Source organism: Dactylosporangium sp. CA-092794 (genome assembly GCF_050948465.1).
Lineage (GTDB): Bacteria > Actinomycetota > Actinomycetes > Mycobacteriales > Micromonosporaceae > Dactylosporangium.
On sequence record NZ_CP192044.1, the window covers coordinates 4,755,036 to 4,772,966 of the forward strand.

General features: G+C 74.5%; 13 protein-coding genes. 8 read left to right on the forward strand and 5 right to left on the reverse strand.

Annotated elements, in window-relative coordinates:
- Positions 1-108: 108 nt before the first annotated feature.
- Both ACQPXD_RS20525 and ACQPXD_RS20530 read right to left on the reverse strand, forming a co-directional pair.
- Positions 109-858 carry a magnesium transporter MgtE N-terminal domain-containing protein gene (locus ACQPXD_RS20525; protein ID WP_432840811.1) on the reverse strand — a complete coding sequence of 250 codons (750 nt, stop codon included), beginning with the start codon at positions 856-858 and terminating at the stop codon, positions 109-111.
- Between the two features lie 117 nt (positions 859-975).
- The gene (locus ACQPXD_RS20530) at positions 976-2,397 is read right to left on the reverse strand and encodes an alkaline phosphatase PhoX (protein WP_432840813.1); all 1,422 of its coding nucleotides are present in this window, start codon (positions 2,395-2,397) and stop codon (positions 976-978) included.
- A 120-nt stretch (positions 2,398-2,517) separates the two neighbouring features.
- On the opposite strand from ACQPXD_RS20530, the gene ACQPXD_RS20535 reads away from it, so the two are divergent.
- From ACQPXD_RS20535 to ACQPXD_RS20560, 6 genes are all read left to right on the forward strand, one after another.
- The gene (locus ACQPXD_RS20535; protein WP_432840815.1) at positions 2,518-2,817 is read left to right on the forward strand and encodes a PadR family transcriptional regulator; all 300 of its coding nucleotides are present in this window, start codon (positions 2,518-2,520) and stop codon (positions 2,815-2,817) included.
- Positions 2,818-3,078: 261 nt separating this feature from the next.
- Positions 3,079-3,564: a hypothetical protein gene (locus ACQPXD_RS20540; protein ID WP_432840817.1), complete on the forward strand. Its 486-nt coding sequence runs from the start codon at positions 3,079-3,081 to the stop codon at positions 3,562-3,564.
- A 61-nt stretch (positions 3,565-3,625) separates the two neighbouring features.
- Positions 3,626-4,405 carry a trypsin-like serine protease gene (locus ACQPXD_RS20545; protein ID WP_432840819.1) on the forward strand — a complete coding sequence of 260 codons (780 nt, stop codon included), beginning with the start codon at positions 3,626-3,628 and terminating at the stop codon, positions 4,403-4,405.
- 68 nt (positions 4,406-4,473) lie between these two features.
- On the forward strand, positions 4,474-8,073 hold the full coding sequence (locus ACQPXD_RS20550; protein ID WP_432840821.1) for an AfsR/SARP family transcriptional regulator: 3,600 nt from the start codon (positions 4,474-4,476) through the stop codon (positions 8,071-8,073).
- Positions 8,070-8,918, forward strand: a complete 849-nt coding sequence (locus ACQPXD_RS20555) for a class I SAM-dependent methyltransferase (RefSeq protein ID WP_432840823.1) — start codon at positions 8,070-8,072, stop codon at positions 8,916-8,918. The genes ACQPXD_RS20550 and ACQPXD_RS20555 overlap by 4 nt, the downstream gene beginning before the upstream one ends.
- A gap of 203 nt (positions 8,919-9,121) precedes the next feature.
- Positions 9,122-10,315 (forward strand): FAD-dependent monooxygenase, encoded by a 1,194-nt coding sequence (locus tag ACQPXD_RS20560; protein ID WP_432840825.1) that lies wholly within the window; start codon positions 9,122-9,124, stop codon positions 10,313-10,315.
- A 12-nt stretch (positions 10,316-10,327) separates the two neighbouring features.
- Here the strand turns inward: ACQPXD_RS20560 and ACQPXD_RS20565 are convergent, their stop codons facing one another.
- Positions 10,328-11,791 carry a M1 family metallopeptidase gene (locus tag ACQPXD_RS20565; protein WP_432840827.1) on the reverse strand — a complete coding sequence of 488 codons (1,464 nt, stop codon included), beginning with the start codon at positions 11,789-11,791 and terminating at the stop codon, positions 10,328-10,330.
- A 175-nt stretch (positions 11,792-11,966) separates the two neighbouring features.
- Between ACQPXD_RS20565 and ACQPXD_RS20570 the strand changes: the two genes are divergently transcribed.
- Together ACQPXD_RS20570 and ACQPXD_RS20575 are read left to right on the forward strand one after the other, a co-directional pair.
- Complete coding sequence (locus tag ACQPXD_RS20570; RefSeq protein WP_432840829.1) at positions 11,967-12,719, forward strand: hypothetical protein; 753 nt, start codon at positions 11,967-11,969, stop codon at positions 12,717-12,719.
- A gap of 114 nt (positions 12,720-12,833) precedes the next feature.
- Complete coding sequence (locus ACQPXD_RS20575; RefSeq protein ID WP_432840831.1) at positions 12,834-16,058, forward strand: ATP-binding protein; 3,225 nt, start codon at positions 12,834-12,836, stop codon at positions 16,056-16,058.
- Here the strand turns inward: ACQPXD_RS20575 and ACQPXD_RS20580 are convergent.
- The gene (locus ACQPXD_RS20580; protein WP_432840833.1) at positions 16,055-16,813 is read right to left on the reverse strand and encodes an ABC transporter permease; all 759 of its coding nucleotides are present in this window, start codon (positions 16,811-16,813) and stop codon (positions 16,055-16,057) included. The genes ACQPXD_RS20575 and ACQPXD_RS20580 overlap by 4 nt on opposite strands.
- Positions 16,810-17,745, reverse strand: a complete 936-nt coding sequence (locus ACQPXD_RS20585) for an ATP-binding cassette domain-containing protein (RefSeq protein ID WP_432840835.1) — start codon at positions 17,743-17,745, stop codon at positions 16,810-16,812. The genes ACQPXD_RS20580 and ACQPXD_RS20585 overlap by 4 nt, the downstream gene beginning before the upstream one ends.
- Positions 17,746-17,931: the final 186 nt, after the last annotated feature.

Sequence of the window (17,931 nt, forward strand, 5' to 3'; positions counted from 1 at the left end):
ACCTTCCGTGATCACGAAAAACCGCCATACCGGCAGCGACAACGGCATGATCACGGAAGGTTCTGGCCGCAAAGCCCCCATGCCGTTGGAGTCGAGCCGATCGAGGCGTCATTGGAACAGGCTGACCAGGGTGCGGATCAGGTGGCCGTCGTGGCGGTCGTCGACCCAGGTGACCGTCTCCAGGGCGCGGCCGTCGGCGCGGGCCTCCTTGCAGTACTGCAGCACGTCACCCGCGGCGGGCACGTCCGTGACCGCGAGGGCGCCGTCGGTCCGCAGCTTGTAGGCGGTGTCCTCGGCGTCGCGGACCGCCACCCGGCCGTCGTCGCCGCGCCGGGCGGCGACCGCGATCCGCCACCGCGACTTGATCACGATCATGCTGTCGTCCTGCTGGGTGACCTTGACGTTGCCGCGCAGCAGCGCGCGGCTCACCGCGTCGCCGTAGGCGAAGGCGAGCACCCGCTGCTCGCGGCGCGGGTCGGCGACCGACTCGATCCGCTGCCGCTGGTCGGGCGTCAGGCCGCCGAGCAGCGCGGCGAGCGCGCTGTCGGAGAGGCCGGCGACGACCGGGCCGAGGCGCTCGGTCGGGATCAGCGGAACCAGCCCGGCGGCGGCGTCCAGCGGTATGCCGCGCATCACCTCGAACAGGTGCTCCGGGCCGAGGGCCTGGATGAGGCTCCGGCGCGCCTCGGGGCGGATCGCCGGAATCAGCCGGATCAGGTCGGCGGGGCGCATCGCGGCGGTGACGATCGGCAGCCGGTCGGCGGGCATGGCCATCAGCAGGCCGGCCCCCGACTTGGGCGAAGAGCTGCGGATCATCGCGATGAGCTGGGTGACGGGCATCATCCCACCGGGTAACATCAGGCGTTCATAACATCGTCACCGGCAGCGGCAAATGGCCCGCGCGGCTCGGCTTGGCGAGCCGTCCAGCCGCCGTGCACGTGCATGATCCCTCCCGATCTGAGCGCCGTCGATGGGCTAGTGGCGGCCGCGTTGCCAGGGGCCGGTGATCACGCAGGTCACGCCCGGGTACTGCACGTTGATGAACAGGTACCGCCCGTCGGCGGTGAACGCGGCTCCGGCGAGTTCGCTGGCGCCGGTCGGGCCCGGCCGCGGGAAATCCTCCGGGTCCCAGTAGTGCAGGTCCAGCGGTGCGATCACCCGGGCCAGGTTGGCGATGCCGCCGGTCGGGGTGAGCACCCGCAGCCAGTTGTCGCCGCCGTCGGCGTCCTCTCCGTCGCCGTCCTCGGCCAGCAGGATCGTGCCGTCGGGGGCGACCGCGACCGTGTCGGGCTGGTTGAGGGTCCGCGGGTTCGGCGACTCGAACAGCAGCTGCAGCGTCCCGGTGTCGTGTCCGGTCGGGGTGTACCGCCACACCTGCCCGTTCTCGCCGTCGCCGGCCTCGCTGGCCACGAACGTGACCCCGCCGTTCGCCCAGGCCGAGCCCTCCAGGCCCAGGAAGCGGCAGCCGCCCTTGGCGCGGCCCTGCGAGTACACCGCGCCCGGGTTGTCCTCGGCGTCGGACGGGTCCGGCTCGTCGATGTCGACCCAGTGCGTGTCGAGCACCTCGCCGACGCGCTGGCCGGTGGCGGTGTCGTACTGCGGGTCACCCGTGACGGCGAGCATCTGCAGCCGGCCGCCCGCGGCCAGGTGACCGGGCCGGTTCGGCAGGAACCGGTAGAAACCGTCGCCGGGATCGCCGTTGTCCTCGGTCATGTAGACGATGCCGGTGCGCGGGTCGATCGGCGCGGTCTCGTGCTCGAAACGGCCCATCGCCTTCAGCGGCACCGGCGTCACCGGGCTGCGGGCGTCGGCCGGCACCTCGAACACGTAGCCGTGCGGCTGCTCGAAGCCCGCCCCCACGCCGTCGGTCGTCTCCTCGCACGACAGCCACGATCCCCACGGGGTCGGGGCGCCGCTGCAGTTGGACAGCGTGCCGTTGAGCACGAGAAAGCTCTCGAGCAGCTTTCCCGAGCCGATGTCGTACAGCGACGACGTGCATCCGGCCGGCGCCGCCCGGTCGTAGGCGTTGCGTGGCCCGAGCGCCCGCTGCCGCGCGCCCGGGATGTCCAGGTCGATCTCGTGGTTGCGGATGAGCCGGACCCGTCCCCGGCCGGCGTCGAAGACCGCCTGCCCGTCGTGGCAGCCGGGCGTGACCAGGCCGTCGCTCATCCGGGTGCCGGCGGCGCCGAACGTGCGGTAGGTGAACCCGGCGGGCAACGCCAGCTCCTTGCCGGCCGGGGCGAGGGGGCCGTACCCGTCGATCGCCGGCCGCCCGTATCCGGACCCCTGCGGCGGCGTGGCGCCCGCCGTACCGGCGCCGAGGAACGCTCCGCCGAGCCCTCCGCCGACGAGCCCGAGGCCGGTGACGGCCAGCACATCGCGCCTGTTCAATGCCATGACAACCTCGATTCGGCGGGGGGTGTGGTGATCGACAGGGTTGTCCGCAGGGGCGTGCAGATGGTGAACATCCCGCGAAGCACGCACGGCGTTTCGGCGGGCGAGACGTAAGGTGAGTCGGTGGAGGCGAGGTTCGCCGATCCCAGCGTGCTCATCCTGGCCAGCCTTGCCGGCGGCCCCAAACACGGGTGGGCGCTGATCAAGGACGTCGAGGAGATGGCCGGCACGCAGCTGGGGCCCGGCACGGTCTACGGCGTGCTGAGCCGGCTCGAGCGCGGCGGGCTTGTCGAGGCGCTGCCCACCGACGACCGCCGCCGGCCGTATCGGATCACCCCGGCGGGGGCCGCGGCGGTGCGCGCCTACCTGGAGCACCTGCGGCACGTGGCCACGGCCGGCCTGCGGCGCCTGGGCGGCCGCTGAGCGCCAGGGCCGGCCCGGTCGTGGCATGACGCGCCTACCTGGAGCACCTGCGGCACGTGGCCACGGCCGGCCTGCGGCGCCTGGGCGGCCGCTGAGCGCCGGGCCCGGCCCGGTCGTGGCATGACGCGCCTACCTGGAGCACCTGCGGCACGTGGCCACGGCCGGCCTGCGGCGCCTGGGCGGCCGCTGAGCGCCCGGCCCGGCCCGGTCGTGGCATGAATCGGGGAGACGTCCCGCGGCGGGGGCGGCCACGCTGGTCACATGGCGTACGCATACCAGCCGCAGCAGGCGTGGCAGCCCTACCCGGTCCGCACCACGGCCCCGATCTCCCTGCACATCGTGGCGATCTTCCAGTACCTCGGCGGCGTGCTCATGCTCGGCGTGGCCGCGCTGCTCGCCCTCGCACTCGCCGACATCGCCCCGCGGTGGGACCTCCACGCCGGCAACGATATGTTCACCACCCGGCCACAGGCGGTCACGACCGCGACGTACGTCGTCGTGGGTACCGTCGCTCTCTTCGGCATCATCGCGATCGCGCTCGGCCGCAAGCTGCAGCGCGGCCGCAACTGGGCCCGCCTGCTGCTCACCCTGCTCAACACGCTGAGCGTCGCCGGAGGTGTCTGGCAGGGGTACACCATCGGCGCCCCCTACGCGCAGACGCTGCTGTCGATCGCGTTCCCGCTGCTCTTCGTGATCCTGCTCAACACCCGCGCCGCCCGATCCTGGTGCCGGTACCGTACCTACTGAGTGGGTTAGAGTCCTTTTCGACGGGTCTGCATGGATGCGGGCCCCGCGAGGAGGGAGTTGCATGGTGCTACGCCGTCGCGTGCCTCGGCTCGCTCGGCTCGTCGCACTCGCCGCCGCGGCGGTGGTGACCGGGCTGAGCTTCGCCACGCCCGCCCAGGCGGTCGCGAACGGGACGCCCGTGCCGGAAGGGCGGTACCGCTTCGCGGTGAAGCTGACCATGACCGACATCCCCCGGCCGGACGGCAGCCACTACGACAGCGCCTGCTCGGCGGGTCTGGTGTCGCCGTGGTGGATCATCACGGCCGGGCACTGCTTCCACGACGTCAACCGAAACCCGATCTCCGGCCCGGTGCCGTATGCCACGACGGCCACCGTCGGGCGCGCGGACCTGTCCCACGACCACCTCGGCCACGTGGTCGACGTGGTGAGCGTGCAGCAGTCCCCGAGCAACGACATCGCCCTGGCGAAGCTCGCCCGGCCGGTGTACGACGTGGCGCCGCTGCGCCTGCCCCAAAAGGCCCCACAGGCCGGCGACGTGCTGCGCATCGCCGGCTGGGGTGCACTGTCCGATGTGGACGCCAAACCGGCCACGCACCTGCAGACCGGCCAGTTCAAGGTCGCAAGCGTCGCGGCCACCACGGTCGGCGTGCAGGGCTACCGCCCCGACCCCGACACCAGCGCCTGCCTCTACGACTCGGGCGCGCCCTACTTCGCCGAGCACGGCCCGATCGCCGTGCTCGTCTCGGTGGAGAGCAACGGTCCGGCCTGCCCGCACGCGCAGGTGGAGACCACCGCCCGGGTCGACGGGCTGACCGGCTGGATCCGCACCACCATCCGCTGACCGCGGACGGGCCGCGGCGGCATGACGGGGGGTACCCCATGCCGCCCGGCCCGGAGGACAATCGGGGCGTGCGGTTCGGCATCCTCGGCGCGACGCGGGCCTGGCGCGACGACGGCAGCGAGGTCCCGCTCGGCGGACCGGCCCGCCGGGCACTGCTCGCCCTGCTCCTGGTGCGGCCGGGCACGGCGGTCACCGTGGACAGCCTGTTGGAGGAGTTGTACTCCGGGAGCCCGCCCGGCGGCGCCGTCCACGCGCTGCAGTCCCAGGTGACCCGGCTGCGCCGGCTCCTCGGCGCCGCCGCGATCGAGCTGCTGCCCGCCGGATACCGGCTCGACGCCGGCCCCGGCGACGTCGATGCCGGGCGGTTCGAGCTCCTCGCCGGTCAGGGCCGTCAACACCTCGACGCCGCGCGCCCCGCCGAGGCGGCCGCGATCCTCGGCGACGCGCTCGCCCTGTGGCGCGGCACCGCGTTCGCCGACCTCCCCGACGCGGCCGGCGCCCGCGCGCACGCCCTCCGGCTCGAGGAACGCCGCCTCGCCGCCGTCGAGGACCGGCTGGCCGCCCGCATCGCGCTCGGCGAGCACGGCCCCGCCTCCGCCGAGCTGCGCGAGCTGGTCGCCCACCATCCCCTGCGGGAGCGCCTGCACGAGCTGCTCATGCGCGCCCTCGACGGCGCCGGCCGCCCGGCCGAGGCCCTCGCCGCCTACGAGTCGCTGCGCCGCACGCTCGCCGACGAGCTGGGCGCCGACCCGTCCTCCCGGCTCGCCACCGTCCACACCGGACTCCTGCGCGGCACCGTCCACACGGGACCCCTTACCGACGCCGTCCACACCGGACAGCCCGGCACCGTCCATACCGGACCGCTGCACGGCACCGCCACCGGCACCGTGCCGGCCCCGCTCACCAGCTTCGTCGGCCGGGACGACGACCTCCGCCGGGTCGCCGAGTTGCTGGACCGCGCCCGCCTGGTCACCCTGCACGGCCCCGGCGGCGTCGGCAAGACCCGGCTCTGCGTCGAGGCCGCCGCCCGGCGCACCGACGCCGTCTTCGTCCCGCTCGCCGCCCTGCGTCACCCCGCGGAGCTGCCGTCCGCGATCCTCTCCGCCCTCGGGCTGCGCGACGACGGCGCCATCCCGCCGCTCGAGCGCCTCGCCGCCGCCTTCGCCGGCCGCCCCGCCCTGCTCGTGCTCGACAACTGCGAACACCTGGTCCAGCCCGCCGCCGAGCTCGCCGAGCGGCTGCTGACCCGCTGCCCCGGCCTGCGGATCCTCGCCACCAGCCGCGAACCGCTCGGCGTCACCGGCGAGCACCTGTGGCCGGTCCGCCCGCTCGCCCCCGCCCCGGCGGCCCGCCTCTTCGCCGACCGCGCCCGGGCCGTCCGGCCCGACCTCGCGCCCGGCGCGGACACCGTCGCGCGAATCTGCCGCCTGCTCGACGGCCTGCCGCTGGCCATCGAGCTCGCGGCGGGACGGGTGCGCACCCTCGACCCGGACGCGCTCGCCGACCGCCTGACGGACCGGTTCGCGGCGCTGTCCCGCGGCAGCCGTACCGCCGAACCGCGCCACCGCACCCTCGAGGCCGCCGTCGCCTGGAGCTGGGACCTGCTGACCGCCGCCGAGCGGGCGGCCCTGCGCCGGCTGTCGGTGTTCGCGGGCGGCGCGGCCGCGCCGGCCGCCGCGGCCGTGTGCGCCGTCCCGGACGCCGCCGACGTCCTGGACGCCCTCGCGGACAAGTCGCTGCTGACCACGGCCGCGGGCCGCTACGGCATGCTGGAGACCGTGCGCGCTTTCGGCCGCCGCCGGCTGGCCGAGGCGGGGGAGGAGCCCGACGCCGCCCGCGCCCACGCCGAGTTCTTCGTGGAACTCGCCGGCGCCGCCGACCCGCACCTGCGCGGCGCCGACCAGCTGGCCTGGCTGCAGGTCCTCGACGCGGAGCAGGACAACCTGCGGGCCGCTCTGCGCTGGTCGGTCGCGGCCGGGGAGCCGGCGCAGGCCCTGCGACTGTTCGCCTTCCTCGCCATGTACTTCTGGATGAGCGGCACGCGCGAGCCGGCCGCCGCGCAGGCCGTGCTCCTGCTCGACCGGATCGGCACGCGACCGCCGCCGGGACTCTCCCAGGAGTACGCCATGTGCGCCCTGATCGCGGCGGGCAGTGTCACCGGCCGCACCGCCTGGCCCCGCCACCGCGCCGCCGTCGAGCGGATACTGTCCGATGTGGACCGCGCCGCGCACCCGTTCACCACGCTGCTGTGGTCGATGGCCGCCTACAGCGGCGACCCGGCCGCGGCCTACAGCGCGGGCCCACAGGCGGTCCTCGAACTCGCCGGCCGCGAACGGGACGCCCCCGACCCTTGGCAGGCCTCGGCGGCCCGGCTGGTCCGCGGCTTCCCGCAGCTGGTCCAGCACGGCCCGGCCGCCGCCGAGCGCGAGTTCACCGCCGCCGCCGAGTCCTTCCGGTCCCTCGGTGAGCGCTGGGGCGCGGCCATGGCCCTGGGCTCGCTCGCCGGCCTGGCCGACCTGCGCGGCGACCACGCGACCGCGGCCACCCTCGCCGGCGAGGCGGTCGAACTGACCCGCCGCCTCGGCGCCCAGGAGGACCTGTGCGACCTGCTGTGCGACCGCGCCGACTACGCGATGCGCTCCTCCGCCGCCTCCCGGCCGCCCGCGACCTCCGACCGCTCGGACGTTGACGGTGCCGGCTCTGACGGTGCCGGCTCTGACGGTGCCGGCTCTGACGGTGCCGGCTCTGACGGTGCCGGCTCTGACGGTGCCGGCTCTGACCGTTCGGACCTTGAGCGGGCGCGGACGGACTACGACGAGGCGGCGCGGCTCGCCGCCGGAGCCGGCCTGGCCGCCGCCCGCGGCGCGGCGCTGCGCGGACTGGCCGACACGGCCAGGCTGACCGGCGACCGGGACACGGCCCGCCGGCTCTACGACGAGGCGCTCGCCGACCTCGATCCGCACGGCGCCCGCAGCGCCGCCAACCGCGCCGCCGCCCTGCTCGGCCTCGGCCACCTCGCGGCGGCCGCTTTTGGTCCGGCAAAGGTCGGCGATGGTGTTCCGGGGCCCGGATTTGGTCCGCCGGAGGCTGGCTTCGGTCCGCCGGAGGCTGGCTTTGGTCCGGTGAAGGCTGGCTTCGGTTCGCCGGACGCTGGCTTTGGTCCGGTGGGGGCTGGCTTCGGTTCGGTGGAGGCTAGCTTTGGTCCGGCGGAGGCGGGTAGCGACCCGGTCGGCGCCCGCGAGCGCTACCGGCAGGCGGCCGAGGTGGCGGTTGCCGCCGGACTGCTCCCGTGGGCGGCGCGTGCCGTCGACGCCGTCGCGGGCCTCGCGTTGCGGGAGGGCGACCCGTCCGCGGCGGCGACGCTGCTCGGCGCGGCGACCGCACTGCGCGGAACGGCGGACACATCGGGCGACCCGGAGGCGGCACGCTGCGCCGCCGACGCCCGCCGGCGGCTGGGCGACGCGGCGTTCGCGGCGGCATACGACCGCGGCGCCTCGCTCGGCCACGCCGACGCCCTGCGGCTGGCCGGCGTGCCGGATTCCCTGGTCGCGGCATCCCTGGTCATCGCGCTGGGCCCCGGCGACGGGCGGCCGGGAGCGGGCCGAAGCGCCAACGTGGGCCGCCGCTGCGGCGAGCCTACTGCCGAGCGTGATGCAGACCGTCGATGAAGATGGCGACCATACGGGCGCTGCGCTCGTACCCTCTGATGGTGAGCGATAGCAATGACTACGTGAGGTTGCGGGAGACCTTCAACGAGGACGCCGCACGGTATGACCGTGCCCGCCCCCGATACCCGGTGCAGCTGTTTGATGATCTCGCTGCGGCCGGGGTAGCACCTGGGGCAAGAGTGCTGGAGATCGGCTGTGGCACCGGACAGGCGACCGTGCCCTTGGCCGAGCGGGGCTACCGCATCGTGGCTGTCGAGTTGGGCACGGACATGGCGGCTGTGGCTCGGCGAAATCTTGCCGCGTTCGACGCGGTGGAGGTCGTTACCGCGGCGTTCGAGCAGTGGCCCTTGCCCGGTGAACCGTTCGACGTGGTGTTCTGCGCTACCGCGTTTCACTGGATCGACCCCGCGGTGCGGGTGTCGAAGTCTGCTGACGCTTTGCGTCCCGGTGGCCTGCTGGCCACCGTCGGAACCCACCACATCGCCGGCGGCACTTGGACCGAGGCATTCTTCGTTGAGATCCAGAAGTGCTACGCGCGCTTCGATCCGTCGACCCCACCGGGCCTGCGTCTTGAGACGGCTCGTGACATCGTCGAAGACGATCGGGAGCTCACCTCGTCGGGGCGATTCGGGCCGGCGAAGTTCTACCGATACGAGTGGGAGCTGCCGTACTCGACAACTGACTACCTGGATCTGCTGTTGACCTACTCCGGACACCGTGCCTTGCCGGACGTGCGGCGGAGCGCACTGCTGAACTCCATCGCGCGGCTGATCGACATGGACTACGGGGGTCGAATTGTCAAGCGGTACCTGACCGAGCTGAGGATCGCCCAACGAGTCCGGTGAATCGCTCCGTGCCGTTGCCGAGTTCGTTCGGTGCCGGGCCGGATGGAGTCGCGACGTCGGCGAGTCGGTTGGCGAGGGCGGTCAGGGCCTCTCGGTCGCCGACGTCGGGTCGGCATCGGCATAGGCGGGTCGGTGCGGGCGGTGAGCGGATCGGTGTGTGCGCGGTGTGCGGGCGGTGAGCGGCCCGGCGCACGCTCACCGGCATGCATCCTCTCCACGGCCGCGACATCCTCATCTCCGGCGCCGGCATCGCCGGCCCCGCCCTCGCCTACTGGCTGCGCCGCCACGGCGCCGCACCGACCGTCGTCGAGCGTGCCCCGGCCCCGCGCCCGGGCGGGCACGCCGTCGACTTCCGCGGCGACGTCCACCTCGGCGTGCTGGCCCGGATGGGGCTGCTCGACGCCGTCGAACGGGCCCGGACCCCCGCCGCGCCGATGTACTACGTGGACGACCGCGGCCGCCGCCTCGGCCGCCTGCCCGACGACCAGACCGCCGGCGACCTGGAGATCCGCCGCGGTGACCTGGCCGAGATCCTGTGCGACGCCACCGCGGACGGCACACGGTACCTGTACGGCGACACGGTCGCCGCCCTGCGCGACGACGGCGCCGGGGTCACCGTGACGTTCGAGCACGCCGACCCGCGCACCTTCGACCTGGTGATCGGCGCCGACGGCCTGCACTCGCGGGTGCGCGAGCTGACCTTCGGCCCCGAACCGGCCCTCGTGCGGCACCTCGGCATGCACTGCGCCGTCTTCACCGCCCCCGACTTCGTGGGCCTCGACGGTGCCGGTCTGGTACACGCGGCCCCGGGCCGGGTCGCCGTCGTGCACCCCACGGCCACCGCCGGGCAGCTGCAGGCGCTGCTGTACTTCGCCGCGCCGCCCCTGCCGCACACCCGCGACGACCCGGGCGCCCTGCGGCGCGCCGTGGCCGAGGCGTTCGCCGGCGCCGGCTGGGAGATCCCGCGGCTGGTTGGCTCGCTGGAGGAGGCCGGTGACCTGTACGTCGAACCGATCGGCCAGGTGCACCTGGACCGCTGGTCCCGCGGCCGGGTAGCCCTGCTCGGCGACGCCGCCTGGTGCCCCTCGTCGCTGTCCGGCATGGGCACCGGCCTGGCGGTCGTCGGCGCATACGTCCTTGCCGGGGAACTGGCCGCGACCGGCGGCGCCCACGGACCGGCGTTCGCCGCCTACGAGCGGACCATGCGCCCCTATGCCGAGCGCTGCCAGCGGCTGGGCCGTACCGCGGCCGCCTGGATGGTGCCGCGGGGCCGGCTGTCCGCGTCGCTCATGCGCCTCAACGCCCGGCTCCTGCCCTACCTGCCCGGCAAGGACATGGCGGCCAAGGCGGCCCGCCGCACGGCGAGCGCCGTGTCGCTGCCCCGCTACGCCGAATGAGCCGCGCGGGGGCTACTTCGGCGTGGTGGGGGAGTCGAGCCAGGTGTTGATCAGCGCGGTGAAGTCCTTGCCCGTGTGCTGGTTGACGAACGCGATGAACGAGGCCCGGTCCTGGGTGGTGCCGCGGTTCTTCTGCGCCCAGTCGGTGGCGAGCGAGAAGAACGCGGCGTCGCCGATCTGCTTGCGGATCTGGTGCAGCATGAGCGCGGGGCAGACGTACACATTGGACTCGGCGAAGCTGTCGGCCTTCGGTTTGCCGGGCGGACCGAGTTGCTTGCGCAGCCGGGCGTCGACGCCGCGCGCCCAGTCCTCCCACTGCTTCGCGGTCACCTTGTCGCGCTCGTTGGTGTAGAGGTACTGGGCGTACTCCGCCCAGCCCTCGTTGAGCCAGAGGTCGTCCCAGTCCGCCGGGGTGACCGCGTCGCCGAACCACTGGTGGGCGTACTCGTGCAGCAGGTCCGCGTCGAAACCGCTCGTGAAGTTCGCGCCGCTGCCGTAGTCCGGCAGGCCCATGGTGATCATCTGCTGGGTCTCCATGCCCGACACCGACGGGACCATCACGACGCCGCCGCTGTCGAACGGGTACGGGCCGAAGCGCTGCTCGAGCCAGCTCAGGTACTGCGGCGACTTGCGCAGGTACGGCAGGGCCTTGTCGTCGGCGCCCGGGCGGTACCAGTAGGACAGCGCGATCCCGTGCGGTCCGCTCGCGGTCTCCTGCTTGTACTGCCCGACCGCGAGGGTGGTCAGGTAGCTGGCGACCGGCACGCTCGTCGTGTATCGAAAGGTATCGCCGTCGTGGCTCTTGGGTGTACCGCTGGCGATCGCCGTCCACCCGTCCGGCACGGTGACCGCGATGTCGTAGAGCGCCTTGTCCGACGGCTGGTCATTGACCGGGTACCAGGTCGACGCGCCGTACGGTTCCTGCATCGTCCACAGTGCACCGTCGTTGGTGACGGTGAGCCCGAGCGGCTCCACGTCGTCGCGGTGCGACGGCATCGGCACGGTCGCCGGCGTGCCGTGGTACTTGACGACCAGCTGCGCGGACGCGTCCTTGGCCAGCGAACCGTTGACGGTCAGTTTGGTGTCGGCGACCGTACCGCCCGCCGCCGCCCCGTTGAGCGTGACGCCGTCGAGCGTGTAGGCCTTCGAGAAGTCCAGCCTCACCTCGGCGACGTCGGCGGCGGCGCGCAGCTGGATCGTCGCCGTGCCGGTCAGGGTTTTGGTCTGCGGCGCCCAGGCCAGCTCCAGACCGTAATGGAGCACGTCGACGGCCGGGTTGCCGTAGCCCGGGTAGACCGGATCGGCCACCGGCGCCGACCGCCCGGCCGCCCACTGGCTGGAGTCCGGCCCGGCCGGGCTCGCGCTGGGCGGGTTGCTGGGCTGTGGTCCGCTTGCCGCCGGTTTCGGTTCACCACTGGTACACGCGCCGGTCAGCAGGGCGGCGCACAGGACGACCGGAAGCCATGATCGATACACGATGTGGAACCTACGGCATCCGGACCGCCCGCAATGCCCCATCGAGGACACCGACCCCAGGTGGCGGGCCGGCCGGACGGAGCGACATGCCGGCCGGGCGTGGTGGTGAGCGGTCCGGGGGTCGTTGGACCGTTTGCGACCGATACCTTGCGCCGTTGGCGCACAATCGCGAAGCGTGGTGTGGTGGCGCAAGGCACAGTGCCCCGTGCGGCCGGTCGAGCAGGAGTGGATCGAGCGTTCCATGGACTGGCTGCTGGCCGAGTTCGGCCGCGACCGGCTGCTCGGGCCGGTGGTGCTGCCCAACGACGACTGGTTCCCGGGTGCCTATCGTGGCACGGCGCGCGAGGTCGAGGTCCTGGTCGGCCGGCTCTGCGACCATATGGGCGTCGCGGCGGACCGAATCGAGATCGAGCATTTCTCGCCGGACATCGGCGTGGAGCTGACCGCGCACGTGCCACTCAGCGTCAGCGGCAGCGGTGCGGCTGGGCATCACCGGATGCGGGCCGGCCGTTCGGTCATCGCGATCCGCGAGGACCTCGCCGCCCGTCCGATGGAGCTCGTCGCCACCGTCGCGCACGAACTCGGCCACGCCCGGTTGCTCGCCGAGGGCCGGGTCGGTCCCGGCCGGGAGGACCACGAACCGCTCACCGACCTGCTCACGGTCTTCTTCGGTCTCGGCATCTTCGGCGCGAACGCCGCCTTCGACTTCTCCCGGGAGGTCCGCGGCGATTCGGTCTGGACCAGCACGAGCCGCCTGGGCTACCTCACCGAACCGATGTTCGGCTACGGTCTGGCCCGCTACGCCTGGCTCCGGGACGAACCGAATCCGGCGTGGGCCCGCTACCTCGACACCAACCCGCGCTCGTTCCTCAACCGGGGCCTGCGCTACCTCACCGAAACCGGCGGGGCCGGCGGCGGCACGCGCTGAGCCGGTGCGGTGCGGTGCGGGGCGGTGCGGGGCGGTGCGGGGCGGGGCGGTGCGGGGCGGGGCGGTGCGGGGCGGGGCGGTGGTCAACGGGGTGGGCGGGGCAGACTGGGTGCCGTGACGAGCGAGCTGACCCTGCTGCGCGAGGTCGCGTACCAAGGCCGCGAGGTGACCGGCGCCCGCCTGCACGACCTGCTCGCGCTGCTGGCCCGGGAGCTGCGGGCCGGGTGCAGCACCGGCTGGCTGGTCGACGGCGTCTGGCCGGACAAGCAGCCCGAGAACCCGGTCAAAGCCCTTCAGGTGCTGGTCTTCCGGGCCCGCGCTCAGCTCGGCTCCGACGTCATCGTCAGCACCCCGGCCGGCTACCGGCTCGCCCTCGGCGACGACCAGGTTGACGCGGCCGCCGTGCTGGTGCGGGCCGCGGCCAGCGCCCGCCACGCCCGGGCCGGGGACCACGCGGCGGCGCTCGCGCACGCCGAGGCCGGCCTGGCGCTGTGGGACGCACCGCCTGCCGGCGGTCGTCCGCCCCGCAGCGGTCCATCCCAAGGCCAGCCGCCGGACGACGGCGGAAGCACCGCAGCGCCAGGAACCGGAAGCACCACGGCGCGAGGCGGGGCCGCGGGCGACGGGGGGAGCGGGGCGCTGGCGGAGCTGCGGCGGGAGCGGGCCGCGACGTACCGGACCCTCGTGCGCGGCCGGGCCCTGGCGCTGGCGCGGCTGGGCCGGGCCGCCGAGGCCGGCGAGGCGTTGGCCGCGCTCGCCGCCGAGCGGCCGCTCGACGAGGAGGTGCTGGTCGAGCTGCTGCGCTGCGAGGCCGCGACCGCCGGCGCGGCGGCCGCGCTGGAGCGGTACGAGCAATACCGGCGGGCGCTGCGCGAGGAGCTCGGGACCGATCCCGGGCCGGCCGCGCGGGAGCTGCACCGGGGGCTGCTGCGCGGGCAGGCGCCGGCCGTGCGCCGCGGGGTGGTGCAGGAGCCCAACCCGCTGCTCGGCCGCGACGACGACATCGCCGCGGTCCTGGGCCTGCTGCGGACCGCGCGGGTCACGTCCGTGGTCGGCGCCGGTGGGCTGGGCAAGACGCGGCTGGCGCAGGCCGTGGCGCGGCGGGCCGAGCAGCCGGCCGTGCACTTCGTCCCGCTGGCGGGCGTGACGGGGGACGCCGACGTCGCGGCAGCGGTCGCGGCGGTGCTGGGCGTGGGCGAGGCGGCGCCCGACGAGATCGCCAAGACGCTGGGCGGCGGGCCGGCCCTGCTGGTGCTGGACAACTGCGAGCACGTCCTGGCGGGCGCGGCCGAGCTGGTCGGGGCGCTGGTGGCGCTGACCGCGCAGCTGCGCGTGCTGACCACCGGCCGGGCGCCGCTCGGGCTCAGTTCCGAGTGGGTGTATCCGCTGCCCGAGCTCGACCTGCCCACCGCCGTCGAGCTGTTCCGCCAGCGGGCCCGCGCGGCCCGGCCACGGCTGGAGCTCGACGCCGGCGAGGTGGAGCGGCTGTGTGCGCGGCTCGACGGGCTGCCGCTCGCCGTGGAGCTGGCGGCGGCCCGGACCCGGGTGATGTCGGTCGCCGAGATCGGGCGCGGGCTGGGGGACCGGTTCGCGCTGCTGCGCGGTGGGGCCCGCGACGCACCCGAGCGGCACCACACGCTGCACGCCGTCGTCGACTGGAGCTGGAACCTGCTCGACGACGAGGGGCAGGCGGCGATGCGGGCGCTGTCGCTGTGCCCGGGCGGGTTCACCGCGGAGACGGCCGCGCGGCTGTGTCACACCGAGGATGCGGTACCGCTGGTGGAGCGCCTGGTGAACCATTCGCTGCTGCAGGTCGCCGACACCCCGGCCGGCACCCGGTTCCGGATGCTGGAAACGGTTCGCGCGTTCGGCGCCGAGCGGCGGGACGCGGCCGGCGAGACCGCGGCCGCCGAGGACCGCATGCTGGGCTGGGCCCGCGAATTCGGCCTGGCGCACCACGCCGCGCTGCTCGGGCCCGTCCCGGCCCCGGCGGTCAAGGTTGTCCGGGCCGAGCAGGACAACCTCGTGTTCGCGCTGCGGCTCGCCCTGGCCCGCGGCGACCGGCCGGCCGCCGCCGCGACCGCCGCGGTGCTGGCCAGCCTGTGGGTCATCGAGTCCAGCCAGACCCGGCTGCCGATCCTGGGCGAGACCGCCGCGCTGCTGGCCCACTACCGGCCCGAACCGGACCTGGTCGAGGCGACCCGGACCGCGGCCACGCTGCTCACCGCGATGACCTACATCCTGTCCGGGCCGCGCCCGACCCGCTCCCTGGTGACCCTGCGCCGGCTGCCGCCCGCGCCGCCGGACACCGTCGTGCGCGCGGCCGCCGTCGTGCTGCTGCGCACCCGGGACGTGCTCGCGCCGGGCCACACCTACCTCGCGGAGCTGTGCGAGCGGGCCGAGCCGCTGCTGGCCGGGGTGGCACGGGCGTTCGCCAGCTTCGTGTACGAGAACGAGGGCGATCAGGAGGGCGCGCTCGCCGCCGCCGAGCGCCTGCTGGAGCTGACCGGGGCCGGCGGCGGTACCCCGTGGACGACGGTCCTCGCCCACTCCCGCATCGGCGAGCTGTGCCTGGCGCTCGAGCGCCCCGACGAGGCCCGCCGCCACTTCCGGGCCGCGCTGGGCGTGCTGGAGGCGCTGGAGCTGCGCATCGGCACGCTGCAGCTGGAGTGGGCGATCGCCCTGGCCAGCCTGCAGACCGGCGCGCTGGACGAGGCCGAGCACTGGCTGGACCGGGCCACCCTCGGCACGAGCGACGAGCAGATCGGCAGCGTCCTGCTCGATCTCGGCGCCCGCGCCGAGATCCGGCTCTCCCGCGGCGACGTCGAGGCCGGGCTGCACCTGTGGCGGCGGGCGGTGGAGCGCATCCGCACCGGTGAGACTCCGGGGTACCGTCCGGAGCCGCCCGGCTTCGCCCCCGAGGCCCTGGAGGCGCAGTCGGCGACGGTGGTCGCCCACGCCCGGCATGGCCGCCTCGACCTCGTCGCCGACGTGGTCGCGGAGCTTGCGGGCAAGCTGGAGACGCTGCTGGCGCGGCCGATGCCGCACCGGCCGGTGTATCTCGTGGAGTTCCCGGTCTGCGGCGTCATGCTGCTCGCCCTGGCCATGGCCGGCCTGGACCGCGCGCCGGCCGCCGCGGCCCGGATGGTCGCCATGGCGGAGCGGATGCGCTACCTGCGCGGCTTCCAGCCCACGCTGTCCTCCGCCCGGGCCCGGGCCGCCGCGGAAACGGCCGACGGGCCGGCGTACGCCGAGGCGGTCGAGTCGTACGCCCGCCTGGATCCGCCGGCCCTGCGCGCGCAGGCCCTGGAGCTCGTCCGCACCCGTGCGGGCCGCTAACGGCGCTCGTAGAGGGCGCGGGCCCACCAGGAGCCGCCGGCCGCGATCGCCACGCACCAGGCGACCGCCTGCCAGCCGCTCGTGCCGATCGGCGTGCCCAGCAGCAGCCCGCGCAGCGTCTCGGTGATCGGGGTGAACGGCTGGTACTCCGCGAACCAGCGCAGCCCCACCGGCAACGAGGCGGCCGGCACGAACCCGCTGCCCAGGAACGGCAGCAGCATCAGCGGCATCGGCAGGTTGCTGGCCGTCTCGACGCTCCTGGTCACCAGCCCCAGCGCGACGGCCAGCCAGATCAGCGCCAGCGCCACCAGCGCCAGCAGGCCGGCCACGCCGAGCCAGCGCAGCGGGCCCGCGTCCGGGCGGAAACCCAGCAGCACCGCCACGCCGACGACCACGGCCATCGCCACCAGCGTCTGCAGCAGGCTGCCGGCCACGTGCCCGGTCAGCACCGCGGAGCGCCGGATCGCCATGGTGCGGAACCGGGCGATGATGCCCTCGGTCATGTCCGTGGCGACCGAGATCGCGGTGGTCTGGGCGGCGCCGGCCGCCGTCATCAGCAGGATGCCGGGCGTGACGTACCGCAGGTACTCGGCCCGCCCGCCGGCGCCGCCGATGCCGTCGCCCAGCGTGCCGCCGAAGACGTAGACGAACAGCAGCAGGAACACGATCGGGGTGCCGACCAGCGCGACCGGCAGCGTGGGGTACCGCGAAATGTGCAGCAGATTGCGGCGGACCATGGTCAGCGAGTCGCTCATCGTGCCTGCTCCAGCGTCGTGAGGGCGAGGAATACGTCGTCGAGGTCGGGTGTGTGGACAGCCATGGTGGTGGGCTCCACGCCGGCGGCGTCGAGCCGGTCGAGCAGGGCCCGCAGCGTGTGCACGCCGCCGTCGCCGGGCACCTGCAGGGTCATCGCATCGGGGTCGGTGATCTCGCCGCCGAGCGCCACCGCGGCCGTGCCCAGCGCCGCCGGGTCGGCGAACTGCAGCGTCACGTGCCCGCCCGGCACCAGCCGCTTGAGCTCCTCCGGCGTGCCGTCGGCGACGATCCGGCCGCGGTCGAGCACCGCGATGCGCCCGGCGAGCTGGTCGGCCTCCTCCAGGTACTGCGTGGTGAGGAAGATCGTCACCCCGCCGGCGACGAGCTCGCGCACCACGTCCCACATCGCCCGCCGGCTGCGCGGGTCGAGCCCGGTGGTCGGCTCGTCGAGGAACACCAGCTCGGGCTTGCCGACGAGCCCCATCGCCAGGTCCAGCCGGCGCAGCATGCCGCCGGAGTAGGTGCCGGCCCGCCGCCGCGCCGCGTCGGCCAGCCCGAACTGCTCCAGCAGCTGCGCGGCCCGCCGCCGCCCGGCCCGGCCCAGGTGGTGCAGGTCGGCCATGAGCCGCAGGTTCTCCTCGCCGGTGAGCAGCTTGTCCACCGCCGAGAACTGGCCGGTCACGCCGATCGCCCGGCGTACCGCGGCGGCCTCGCGCACCGGGTCGTGCCCGGCAACGCGGATCCGCCCGGCGTCGGCGCGGCACAGCGTCGACAGGATGCGCACGGTCGTGGTCTTGCCGGCCCCGTTCGGCCCGAGCAGCGCGAAGACGGTCCCCGCGGCGACGTCGAGGTCGACGCCGTCGAGGACGACCTGTGTGCCGTACGACTTGCGCAGCCCGGTCACCGAGACCGCCGATGTCTGCGTTGTCACGTCTCCTCCTCCGGATGGGCCGCCCGTTCCGCGACCCGCCGGCAGCCTGCGGTGCCGCGGACTCAGCGCGGCTTCACGCCGGTTTCACACCGCCGGCCCGGTGTCGGTGTGACGACATCGCCGCAGGTGAACGGGGGCATGGCGGGCCTGCGTGTCTCTGGCTGTCCGGCGGCGAAGGGCGCCGCG

Excerpts from the sequence above, each read along its gene's own strand:
- ACQPXD_RS20560 (WP_432840825.1), top strand. The coding sequence starts at position 9,122 with ATGCATCCTCTCCACGGCCGCGACATCCTCATCTCCGGCGCCGGCATC.
- ACQPXD_RS20580 (WP_432840833.1), bottom strand. The coding sequence starts at position 16,813 with ATGAGCGACTCGCTGACCATGGTCCGCCGCAATCTGCTGCACATTTCG.
- ACQPXD_RS20530 (WP_432840813.1), bottom strand. The coding sequence starts at position 2,397 with ATGGCATTGAACAGGCGCGATGTGCTGGCCGTCACCGGCCTCGGGCTC.
- ACQPXD_RS20540 (WP_432840817.1), top strand. The coding sequence starts at position 3,079 with ATGGCGTACGCATACCAGCCGCAGCAGGCGTGGCAGCCCTACCCGGTC.
- ACQPXD_RS20555 (WP_432840823.1), top strand. The coding sequence starts at position 8,070 with ATGAAGATGGCGACCATACGGGCGCTGCGCTCGTACCCTCTGATGGTG.
- ACQPXD_RS20545 (WP_432840819.1), top strand. The coding sequence starts at position 3,626 with ATGGTGCTACGCCGTCGCGTGCCTCGGCTCGCTCGGCTCGTCGCACTC.
- ACQPXD_RS20525 (WP_432840811.1), bottom strand. The coding sequence starts at position 858 with ATGTTACCCGGTGGGATGATGCCCGTCACCCAGCTCATCGCGATGATC.